The sequence below is a fragment of the Cupriavidus gilardii genome (genome assembly GCF_008801915.1).
Classification (GTDB): Bacteria; Pseudomonadota; Gammaproteobacteria; order Burkholderiales; family Burkholderiaceae; genus Cupriavidus; species Cupriavidus gilardii.
On the sequence record NZ_VZOV01000049.1, the window covers coordinates 1 to 8,938 of the forward strand.

The 8,938-nt window shown below is 60.3% G+C and carries 14 protein-coding genes; 9 read left to right on the forward strand and 5 right to left on the reverse strand.

Annotation, left to right across the window (positions count from 1 at the left end):
* Positions 1–585: 585 nt before the first annotated feature.
* The 4 genes from F7Q96_RS26000 to F7Q96_RS26015 all read right to left on the reverse strand — a co-directional run bounded on the left by F7Q96_RS26000 (position 586) and on the right by F7Q96_RS26015 (position 3,082).
* A complete protein-coding gene (locus tag F7Q96_RS26000; RefSeq protein ID WP_151023572.1) occupies positions 586–1,578 on the reverse strand; it encodes a hypothetical protein in 993 nt (330 codons plus the stop codon).
* Positions 1,572–2,042: a DUF6932 family protein gene (locus F7Q96_RS26005; protein ID WP_151023574.1), complete on the reverse strand. Its 471-nt coding sequence runs from the start codon at positions 2,040–2,042 to the stop codon at positions 1,572–1,574. Before F7Q96_RS26005 ends, F7Q96_RS26000 begins: the two co-directional genes overlap by 7 nt.
* A gap of 206 nt (positions 2,043–2,248) precedes the next feature.
* Entirely contained in the window at positions 2,249–2,563 is a 315-nt protein-coding gene (locus F7Q96_RS26010; protein ID WP_144425987.1) for a hypothetical protein, read from the reverse strand.
* A gap of 69 nt (positions 2,564–2,632) precedes the next feature.
* On the reverse strand, positions 2,633–3,082 hold the full coding sequence (locus tag F7Q96_RS26015) for a hypothetical protein (RefSeq protein ID WP_151023576.1): 450 nt from the start codon (positions 3,080–3,082) through the stop codon (positions 2,633–2,635).
* Positions 3,083–3,165: 83 nt separating this feature from the next.
* On the opposite strand from F7Q96_RS26015, the gene F7Q96_RS26020 reads away from it, so the two are divergent.
* Entirely contained in the window at positions 3,166–3,408 is a 243-nt protein-coding gene (locus tag F7Q96_RS26020) for a transcriptional regulator (protein ID WP_151023578.1), read from the forward strand.
* A 164-nt stretch (positions 3,409–3,572) separates the two neighbouring features.
* Here the strand turns inward: F7Q96_RS26020 and F7Q96_RS26955 are convergent, their stop codons facing one another.
* Positions 3,573–4,097 carry a hypothetical protein gene (locus F7Q96_RS26955; protein ID WP_170266026.1) on the reverse strand — a complete coding sequence of 175 codons (525 nt, stop codon included), beginning with the start codon at positions 4,095–4,097 and terminating at the stop codon, positions 3,573–3,575.
* 20 nt (positions 4,098–4,117) lie between these two features.
* On the opposite strand from F7Q96_RS26955, the gene F7Q96_RS26035 reads away from it, so the two are divergent.
* The 8 genes from F7Q96_RS26035 to F7Q96_RS26065 are packed head-to-tail and all read left to right on the forward strand — an operon-like array spanning position 4,118 to position 8,804.
* A complete protein-coding gene (locus F7Q96_RS26035) occupies positions 4,118–4,321 on the forward strand; it encodes a hypothetical protein (protein ID WP_151023580.1) in 204 nt (67 codons plus the stop codon).
* Between the two features lie 4 nt (positions 4,322–4,325).
* Positions 4,326–4,487, forward strand: coding sequence for a hypothetical protein (locus F7Q96_RS26960; RefSeq protein WP_170266027.1), 162 nt, complete (start codon positions 4,326–4,328; stop codon positions 4,485–4,487).
* Positions 4,488–5,294 (forward strand): hypothetical protein, encoded by an 807-nt coding sequence (locus tag F7Q96_RS26040; protein ID WP_053824309.1) that lies wholly within the window; start codon positions 4,488–4,490, stop codon positions 5,292–5,294.
* Complete coding sequence (gene dnaB / locus F7Q96_RS26045) at positions 5,291–6,655, forward strand: replicative DNA helicase (protein WP_053824308.1); 1,365 nt, start codon at positions 5,291–5,293, stop codon at positions 6,653–6,655. The genes F7Q96_RS26040 and dnaB overlap by 4 nt, the downstream gene beginning before the upstream one ends.
* Positions 6,655–7,065 (forward strand): DUF1064 domain-containing protein, encoded by a 411-nt coding sequence (locus F7Q96_RS26050; RefSeq protein ID WP_082371806.1) that lies wholly within the window; start codon positions 6,655–6,657, stop codon positions 7,063–7,065. The genes dnaB and F7Q96_RS26050 overlap by 1 nt, the downstream gene beginning before the upstream one ends.
* Positions 7,066–7,076: 11 nt before the next feature.
* Positions 7,077–8,345 (forward strand): DUF551 domain-containing protein, encoded by a 1,269-nt coding sequence (locus tag F7Q96_RS27335; protein WP_249041730.1) that lies wholly within the window; start codon positions 7,077–7,079, stop codon positions 8,343–8,345.
* Positions 8,342–8,614 carry a hypothetical protein gene (locus F7Q96_RS26060; RefSeq protein ID WP_151023581.1) on the forward strand — a complete coding sequence of 91 codons (273 nt, stop codon included), beginning with the start codon at positions 8,342–8,344 and terminating at the stop codon, positions 8,612–8,614. Before F7Q96_RS27335 ends, F7Q96_RS26060 begins: the two co-directional genes overlap by 4 nt.
* Complete coding sequence (locus tag F7Q96_RS26065) at positions 8,607–8,804, forward strand: hypothetical protein (protein WP_144425985.1); 198 nt, start codon at positions 8,607–8,609, stop codon at positions 8,802–8,804. Before F7Q96_RS26060 ends, F7Q96_RS26065 begins: the two co-directional genes overlap by 8 nt.
* Positions 8,805–8,938: the final 134 nt, after the last annotated feature.

The following is an 8,938-nucleotide window of genomic DNA, read 5'->3' on the forward strand; positions in this document are numbered from 1 at the left end:
GCCGAAGAAGGACGAGCAGAGGTGTTCCAAGTCGTCCGCCACCTCGGGCTGGCCGGGGACTCGGATCGGGGCTTGGGTCAGGGTGGCTGGCATCGCTTGCTCCATCGGTGTAGTGCGTCGATGGAGGTAGTCTACAAATAGATTTGTAGCATGGCAAGCAAAATACAAACAAATTTGTAACTAAGGGCGGCGCACGGAGCGGCAGAGCTTTGACGCCAAGTCGGCGACGTGTTCAGCGGCAAGTAGGAATGACTCCCGATAGGCGCCTCTCATGTCCGCTACGTACCGGCCGTCTAGTTGCTTGCGAATGATGATGACGTCGTCGCTAAGCTGCGCCGAGTCAACTGGTTGGTGACCGCCCCCCTGGCGATTTCTTCTAAAGCGCGCCAGCTCGATGATGTTCGACATGTGACCCCTCTCATGCTGCTGCCGGGCTTACGCCGGCTTGCTGTTGAAAGGTCAATGTAAGGGAGTCACTACTTAAGAGGGGAGGCAGATTCCCCTGCCGGGGTGACAGGGGAACGTGCGCGGAGGAGGGTACTGGGGGCGTAAAAAAGCCCGCCGGAGGGGCGGGCTGTGAGGTCTTCAAAGAAGGTCTTCGATGTGGTGTTGAACCGGCATATCTACTTCCTCCACCTCAAAGACACGCATTAGCCTGGGCCTCCCGCTCGCATCGGATTCATACTCTCCGGTCACTTTTACGGTTCGCCCTAACAGGTATCTCGACGCCTCCGCGGATAGCGGACTGATGCACCGTACAGTGCCAATATCAGGGATGTTTCTCAAGTGGAAGCGGTTTGTGTCGAGGTCCACGCCTCTCATTTCGCCAATGAAGGATGCGCGATGGATCTTGTTAAGAACAGGCCTTCTGGCAACGTCCTTCAAGACCACTCGTTCACGCTGACTCAACGTCGTGCTTGATTGCCTTGGAGCAGCAATCTCTAGGGTATGAATTCCTATTTTCCCCGTAGGTGCTAGGTTATACGCAGTCACAATGCTAGCATCGCGCATTGCAGGGTCAGGTATTACATCTCTGATTTCCTCGGAGAAATACTCATCTCGAACGAAGCGAGGTACTTGGGGCAGCGAGTGAATGGCTTCCGTGATCGCCAGGTAGGCATCGTCCTCCGAAACATCAGGTAGCCCAGCAAGTTGCTTCTCCGGCCTGTTCACGGCGAACCCAGCATACAAGCTACCCGGAGCGAAGCCAGTCAATCGGAGATCGACCTTTCGAGACAACCTCTTAGCATCTGGTCCCGAGAGGTTGAGCGCAGCAGTTGCAAGCGATCGCAGGTTTCGATCAACGCCTTGGCATAGCCAATTGACCGCACGAAGCTGCGGGGACGGGTCCCGCGCCGCAGGACCTTCGGCGTGGACGACTAGATCGGCCGAATCCATTAGACGAGCGAGTGCGAAATCTTCAGCGTAAAGCTTGTTTAGGAGTTGCAGATAAGGATTGTCGTCACTCTCGAGGAACTTCGATCGCTCGGCATCAGACGGCGCGTACTCGCTCGCGCTCTTCATCTGATCAAAAATGATCGATGCGCGTCGGTGTACAGTATTGGTTCTCGTTACCATTGCCGGATCCTCAACACTCCACGATAGTCCTTTTCACTTAGACCCTTTGCCTGCGCAGTCTTCTCCCCAACGTACTGAAAAAATTGCGAGAAATCACTTCCTCCAGGTAAAGATGGGTAGTAGTCAGCCCGATATTGATCCTTCCACATGTCGTGCTTGCCCCAAAAAGTCTGCATGGCCTGCCACAGGCATGCATCACCGTATGTCTGGTCAAAGACGGCCGTCATTTCCACGTCCTGAGGGCTCGCCTTGTCGCTGAAGAAGCTGCCACCGAAGACCAGCACCGGAATCGTCGGAGAGTAGCTGCCGAGCTCAAGCTTCAGAACCGGTAGAAACCGCTCTGTTATACACGTCCAGAGTTCAACGCGGTGCGCATTGTGACAAAAAATGCCCGGGATCTCTTCGAGAGCAGCATCATGCACCCCGGCCGGCAGTAGGCCGCGTTCGTCCAGCGGAGGAATCATATGACTCTCACTTAGACAGCAGTCTACCGACACGCTGGGTGCTTACATCGGTGACGGTCATATGCGCCTCAGCTGCATAAACGAAAATTCGGACCCGCATAGCTTCTCCCGTTCGTTGTTCTTCTTCCGGCTGAGCCGGTTCTCATTCTGTGGTGCCGGTGCGCTCGTGTCCTGCGGTGCGCCGGCCGCCGGTGGAGTGCCACCCCCTACAGAGCACCTTTCAGTATAAATTCGAGGTGTTGCTCTAAATCCTGGAAGACCTCAGATGACTCATCCATCAACATCGCGCGTTCAGCAGGATGAAATTCACCGCTGGGCGGAAGATCTCTTAGGCTTCGGAGACCCTTCTCCAGAAGAACGCGAGCAAGCGATCCAATGGCTCCTGGCTCTTCGTCGACGCCTTTCTCGACGCATTTCTGTTTGGCAAGAGCAGTTATCAGCACAAGCACAAGGTGTTCGAGGACAAGGGTCCGATGCTTGAGCCGTTGGTGCTCTAGGTCGTGTTCTGTGAAAGTGCTCATTCAGACTTGATTCCTCCCCATGCGCTCGAGGTGTGTTTGCTGCCTATGCGTGCAGGTTGAGGCGCGCACCTAGCCATGGTTGACGTTCGCGAACGGGAGCGCATCGTCGGGTTCTCCCCCCACGATTCTTCCTTCGGCATGCTCGGACACCGACAAGTCTTGCAGCAACGCCAGCGCCCTCGTTAGCTTGCTTCCAGAAAGGCCGTCCAAAAGTCGGCGCGCCTCTTCTTTCTGAGCCTTTTCAAGCTCGCCGGGCGGTACTTCTTGGCCGAATAAGCTGCCCTCCGTCGGCGGCTCACCGATCTCATAGGCAAGCCACTCAGGATCCACTTTCAGGACAGTAGCGATCCTGGCTGTGTATTTGCTCGACTTAGCGTTCTTGTTTGGATCCAACAGGTGCTGGATGTTCTGCGGCTTGCACCCTTGGCCAACGAGCTTCGCCAACAGGCTCTGGCTCTTCGCCGGGTCTAGACCGCGCACCTTCATCGCCCGCGTCAAGCGCTCTGTGTAAGTAGACATACAAAGCATTTTGTAGCTTACGCTTGCAAAAAGGCTTGTAGCATGCTACAAACATATTTGTAGACGTTACGGGTGACAACACGATGGACGAATCCCCTTGGGACAAAGCGATCCGCCTGGCTCAGTCGCAGGACAAGCTTGCGGCGACGCTTGGCGTGACCCAACAAACCATTTCCTACCACCAGAAGAAGGGCGGACCGATTCCCACGAAATACTGGCGGCAGCTGGAGATTGGATTGGGAATGCCGCGTCAAGAGCAGCGGCCTGACGATTGGAGCGACCACTGGCCGGAACTCGTTCCGGGAAGCCCGGAACACGCCGCTTAGATCATGCCCGCCCGTTCCTCTCGTGGTCGTCCATTTTGCCGAAGGAGAAGAGATGAAACGACTGTATGCCCGTTTGATGCTCTGGATCATTCGCCCAGCATTGAGCCTGCACGTCCGCGCCTCAGCGGAAAGCGCGGCGCCTTCCGCCAACGACGCGGACGCGTTCAAGAGATTAGGTCTTTGAGCGCGTGGCGATGCTTGTACAGGCTTTCCTTCCAGTCGTCGGTTCTGCCGATTGTCGCGAAGGCTGCAGCGATGGAGTCCAGGTTCCGGTCGAACTCGGTGAAAAACCGCTCCCGTGCGTCCTGGGGCTGGACTTTCGCGAGCGCGATGAAGGCCGCCTCCAACGCGCGAAGGTGAGCGTCCAACTTCTCCAAAGTCATCGTTTCCATGCGTTCCCCTGGTTTGGGTGGTTGAGAAAGTGAGATGGCTCGATTTTTCCATATCCATGGGGAATGCACCCCTTTACCTGATTGTTGAGGTACCCGATGTCCCGCCGTGCTGAGTTCCGAAACGAAGTCAAGACTCGTCTCAATGACGAGGACTACGAGGCCTTGCAGGCTTTCAAGCTGATGCAGGGCTTCGAGTCGGATTCCGCCGCTCTGCAGCGCGCTGTGCGTCTTGCGCTGCGTGGCGTTGTCGGAACTTTGCCCGTTCGCATCACGGGCGTCAGTGCCGATCTGTCCCATGTTGGGACGAGAGAGGCCGCATGACGATCGAGAAAACCGAGGTCACCGCACTGATTCCGGCCGACGATGCGCGCGATCTGGTGATCCGCGCCACCAAATTGGGAGTCTCGTCGCCTGAGTACCTCGGCTACCTGATTCTTTTTGCCGCCTACGGCATCGAGCACACCGAGGCCGCGGAGTTCTTGATGCGGGCCGGTTCGGGACAAGTTGGGACGCAGGGGTAAGGCGATGAAGCCTAACGAGCCGATCCACTTCGATGCAGCGCAGAAGAGCTTTGCCGATGCCCATCGCATCGCAAGGAAGATGGCTGCTGCTGGCACCACCAAGCGCCGCGTCCATTCCTGGGCCGAGGCAATGAAGGCTGCGTTGCAGGCAGGCAGGGCAAAGTAAATGGCTCGCATCAGAACCATCAAGCCGGAGTTCCCGCAGTCGGAAAGCATGGGCAACGTGTCTCGCGACGCGCGCCTTTGCTTCATCCAGATGTGGACCCTTGCGGACGACGAAGGGAGGCTTCGCGGAAATTCGCGAATGCTCGCGAGCCTTCTTTTTCCCTATGACGACGATGCAAAAGACCTCATCGACGACTGGCTAGTCGAGCTCGAGCATGAGGGCTGCATCGTGCGTTATGTGGTCGACGGCGCGACCTACATCGAAATCCGTAACTGGTTGATTCATCAGAAGATTGACAAGCCGAGCAAGTCGAAATTGCCGTCTTTCGATGAGTCCTCGCGAATCCTCGCGAATCCTCGCGAACGTTCGTCGGAGGATCAAGGACCAAAGGACCAAGGAAAGGAAGAAATACCCCCCAACCCCCCATCGCCTGTCGGCGACGAGGGGGCTGAAAGCTCGGCTTCGCAAAAACCCGTCCGTGCTCGCAAGTCCCGGACTTCGTTCGCGACCTTCCTCGCTGACTGCAAAGCCAAGGGCGTGAAGCCCGTGACGAGCTATCGGCCGCTCATGGACTACGTCGACAAGGTCCGGCTGCCGCACGAATTCCTCGAACTCGCCTGGGACGTCTTTCGACGTGAGCACAGCGATGGGGGTGCCAACGAACGGCGCCTGCAGGCGGATTGGCAGCGGCACTTCTGCAACTACGTGACCAAGGGCTACTACCGCCTGTGGGTCTGCAAGCCTGACGGGTCGTTCGAGCTGACGACGGTAGGGCAGCAGTCCCGGAAGTTCCTGGAGGCGGCATGAGCGCGCGCGACGACTTCACGGTGCCGCACAGCGTCGAGGCCGAGCAGGCCGTGCTGGGTGGCCTGCTGCTCGACAACGACGCGATCGACCGCGTTGGCGATCTGCAGGTCGATCACTTCTACCGCGGCGATCACCGGGCGATCTACGCACAGATTCGCGAGCTCCTGGCGACCGGTACCGGCGCTGACACGATCACGGTCTACGAGCGCCTGGCGGCCAAAGGCCAAGCCGCGGATTGCGGTGGTCTGGGTTACCTGAACGAGCTGACGCTGACGACGCCTAGCGCCGCCAACATCGGCCGCTATGCCGCTGTGGTGCGCGACCGCGCCGTCAAGCGCTCCCTGCTGGCGCTTGCCAACGAAGTCCCGGCGATGGTGGTCGGAGACGCTGAGGCTCGGATCGTCGTCGATCGAGTGCAGGCCAAGCTCGAGCAGCTGTCGCGGGAGCGCGTCAAGACGGAGCCCATCCGCGCATCGGAAGGGATGGCCGACTTCTGCGACCTGCTGACGGCTCAACTCGAAGGCAAGGTTCAGCCGCTGTCGACGGGCTTCCGCGATCTGGACGAAAAGCTGGGAGGCGGTTTCCGGCCCGGTGAGCTCGTGATCGTTGCCGGGCGCCCCGCCATGGGCAAGACGGCGTTCGCCTTGAATATCGCCGCCAACGTGGCGCGCCAGAGCGGCTCGCTTGTGCTCTCGATGGAAATGCCGCTTGCCCAACTGCACCAGCGCAACACGGCGATGCTGGGCCGCATTCCGATGGCTCGCCTGCGTCAGCCCGACCTCATGACGAACGAGGACTGGAACAACGTCACGGCAGCCGCTGCGCGCATCGCCGACCTGAGCCTGTTCCTGGACGACCAACCGGCTCTCACGCTGCTGGAGGTCCGTGCGAAGGCGAGGGCGGTCAAGCGCAAGCATGGCCTGGCGCTCCTGATCGTCGACTACCTCGGCCTCATGACCGGCGGTCCGAGCGAGAACCGCAACCAAGAGGTTGGCAGCTACTCGCGTGGCCTCAAGGCGCTCGCCAAGGAACTGGACATCACCGTCCTGGCACTGGCCCAGCTCAACCGGGATCTGGAGCGCCGTGCGGACAAGCGCCCCACGATGGCCGATCTGCGGGACTCGGGCGAAATCGAACAGGACGCCGACATCATCTGCTTCCTGTACCGAGATGAGGTCTACGACCCGGATTCGATGGCAAAGGGCGTCTGCGAGGTGCTGATCGAGAAGCAGCGCCAGGGCGAAACCGGGATGGTGCCGCTGGCTTACCGCGGTGAGTTCGTGCTGTTCAGCGATCTGGCCTATGGATTCCGCATGCCGGAGCCCAAGCGTCAAGGCCGCAAATTCAGGGACGACATGTGATGGATCGGAAGACCTTCGAGGAAATCATGACGTGCTGCGACGCGGAGCCTGTCGCCACTACGCGCGCGTACGACCGCATGCGCGCCCTCGGCCGGCTCAAGACGGGCGCGATGAACAAGACCGAGCAAGCCTACGCACGGCATCTGGACCTGCGCAGGCAAGCCGGCGAGGTGCTGTGGTTCCGATTCGAGGGCATGAAGCTGCGGCTCGCGGACAACACGTTTTACACGCCGGATTTTGCCGTGATGGCGGCGGATGGCCAGCTGGAGTGCCACGAGGTCAAAGGCTTCTGGACCGACGATGCGCGCGTGAAGATCAAGGTAGCAGCAGAGCAATACCCGCTCACGTTCCTGGCCGTGAAGGCCAAGGCGAAGAAGGACGGCGGTGGTTGGGCGATTGAGATATTTTGAGGAGAACTGACATGGACAAGGAAGCGGTGGGGATGGAACAAGCCGAGCGCGAGGCGTTCGAGAAGTGGTGGTTCGACTCGGACTCGTTCGAGTATGGGCATACCGAATCAGCGCAATCCGCATGGGAAGCTGGCCGCACCGCCCTACGCGCCGAGCACCTCGCGCAGCAGCCGGCAGCGCAGGCGGCGGGGCTGACGGATGAGGGAATCGTCGGCATCGCGGAACTGGATGGCGTTGCGACCTATGAGACAGGCTGGTATCGCATGACACGAGCCGGCCTGCTGGCCTTTGCCCGCGCCCTGCTATCCCGCGCTGCGCCGAGCGCGCAGCAGGCCGAGCCGGGAAGCCCGATGAAGGCTGCGGCCGATGCACTACGCCGGAAAGCGGAACTGGAGCAGGCGCACCAAGACGGATACCGCGACGGGTTCAAGGCTGCGCAGGCGATGCTATCCCGCGCCGCGCCGAGCGGGGAGCCGGTGGCGAAGCATGTGTCGTGGCTGCACCAGTGTCTGCGTGAAGCCGGTCACTGCATCGACGGTGGGAAGTGCCACCACAGATGCGGGCCGCAAGGTAAATGCTTCCGAGAACTGAATTGCGCGCCGCTGTCCCGGTCTGGTCTTGGCCCGGACTGGAAGCTGCCGAGCGCGCAACAGGCCGAGTATCCGTGCATGTCGTGCGCGGATTGTGCGGATGGGTCTCCGCACATGTGCCCGTACATGTGCCCGTACATGTGCCCGTACATGTGCCCGTACAAGGGACCGACGCAGGCGTGCGTGTCTGGCGAGCAGCCCGCCGAGGAAGCGCGCGGGGTGGTCGAAACGCTGCGCAGCATGGCCGCTACTGCGCCGGCATACGAAGCCGAGACGCTGGGGAAGGCTGCCGCCCTACTCGCCGCGCCCGCCGCAGGGGCGGCGCAAGATGAGCCGTTCGGATGGGCCAGCGCCAGTAACGGCAACTATTTCACTCGCACCGAGCGGATTGCCAAGCGTATCGGCGGGCTGATCCCGGTCTACACCAAGCCGCAAGCCGCTACCGGGGCGCAGGGGCTGACGTGGATATCCGTGAATGACCGCCTGCCGCCGATTGGCACCGGCGAGCGCGTGCTCATCTACACAGAAGGAGCGGATTTCGCGGGCGAGCAGTTCTTCGACATCAAGGCCGATGACCTGTATCCGACCCCGGATGGCGAGCAGGATGCGCGCACCGAAGTCGCAGCCGCTGCTACGCACTGGATGCCGCTGCCATATCCTGGCATCACACCCAACCAAAAGGACGCATGATGAAAGAGTTGAAGCCACACGACCCGAATCACCCTTACGTGCGCACGATGAAAGGCTGCGGGCATGGCGTGCCATTCACTGAATATTGCGTCGATTGCGAAGTGGTATCCCTGCACGAGCAATACAAACGCGCCGTCCGCACGGTGCAGTCTACGCGCAATAACCTGCGGCGCCTTGGCTATCCGCTTCCAGGCTGCACCAGCACGCCGCACCCCATCAATGGCCAGCACGCCAGCGAGACAGGCAAGGAGAGTGGCAGCCATGAGTGAACACCTGTTGCCGTGCCCGTTCTGGAGGAATTGCTTTGGTGCCGGGCGATGTCTTCGCGCGTGCACGGCGCAGAAGAAGCGCGACGAGGAAAAGCGTGTGGCGGACCTTGAGCAGCGCGTCCGCTGGTTGGAGCAAGCGTACTACCGCTTGACCGGGAAGGCGGCAGAGGGGGAGCGCAATCATGGGTGAGCTGAAACTGGACGAGCTGGGGCGGCTGGCGAAGGCGGCAACGCCGGGGCCGTGGGAATGGTGGACCAGCAATAGCTTCCTGCGCCTTAGTGGCTCGGATGGACGCGATGGCGGCGTGCTGTATGCCTGCAATA

Excerpts from the sequence above, each read along its gene's own strand:
- F7Q96_RS26000 (WP_151023572.1), bottom strand. The coding sequence starts at position 1,578 with ATGGTAACGAGAACCAATACTGTACACCGACGCGCATCGATCATTTTT.
- F7Q96_RS26005 (WP_151023574.1), bottom strand. The coding sequence starts at position 2,042 with ATGATTCCTCCGCTGGACGAACGCGGCCTACTGCCGGCCGGGGTGCAT.
- F7Q96_RS26010 (WP_144425987.1), bottom strand. The coding sequence starts at position 2,563 with ATGAGCACTTTCACAGAACACGACCTAGAGCACCAACGGCTCAAGCAT.
- F7Q96_RS26015 (WP_151023576.1), bottom strand. The coding sequence starts at position 3,082 with ATGTCTACTTACACAGAGCGCTTGACGCGGGCGATGAAGGTGCGCGGT.
- F7Q96_RS26020 (WP_151023578.1), top strand. The coding sequence starts at position 3,166 with ATGGACGAATCCCCTTGGGACAAAGCGATCCGCCTGGCTCAGTCGCAG.
- F7Q96_RS26955 (WP_170266026.1), bottom strand. The coding sequence starts at position 4,097 with ATGGGACAGATCGGCACTGACGCCCGTGATGCGAACGGGCAAAGTTCC.
- F7Q96_RS26035 (WP_151023580.1), top strand. The coding sequence starts at position 4,118 with ATGACGATCGAGAAAACCGAGGTCACCGCACTGATTCCGGCCGACGAT.
- F7Q96_RS26960 (WP_170266027.1), top strand. The coding sequence starts at position 4,326 with ATGAAGCCTAACGAGCCGATCCACTTCGATGCAGCGCAGAAGAGCTTT.
- F7Q96_RS26040 (WP_053824309.1), top strand. The coding sequence starts at position 4,488 with ATGGCTCGCATCAGAACCATCAAGCCGGAGTTCCCGCAGTCGGAAAGC.
- dnaB (WP_053824308.1), top strand. The coding sequence starts at position 5,291 with ATGAGCGCGCGCGACGACTTCACGGTGCCGCACAGCGTCGAGGCCGAG.
- F7Q96_RS26050 (WP_082371806.1), top strand. The coding sequence starts at position 6,655 with ATGGATCGGAAGACCTTCGAGGAAATCATGACGTGCTGCGACGCGGAG.
- F7Q96_RS27335 (WP_249041730.1), top strand. The coding sequence starts at position 7,077 with ATGGACAAGGAAGCGGTGGGGATGGAACAAGCCGAGCGCGAGGCGTTC.
- F7Q96_RS26060 (WP_151023581.1), top strand. The coding sequence starts at position 8,342 with ATGATGAAAGAGTTGAAGCCACACGACCCGAATCACCCTTACGTGCGC.
- F7Q96_RS26065 (WP_144425985.1), top strand. The coding sequence starts at position 8,607 with ATGAGTGAACACCTGTTGCCGTGCCCGTTCTGGAGGAATTGCTTTGGT.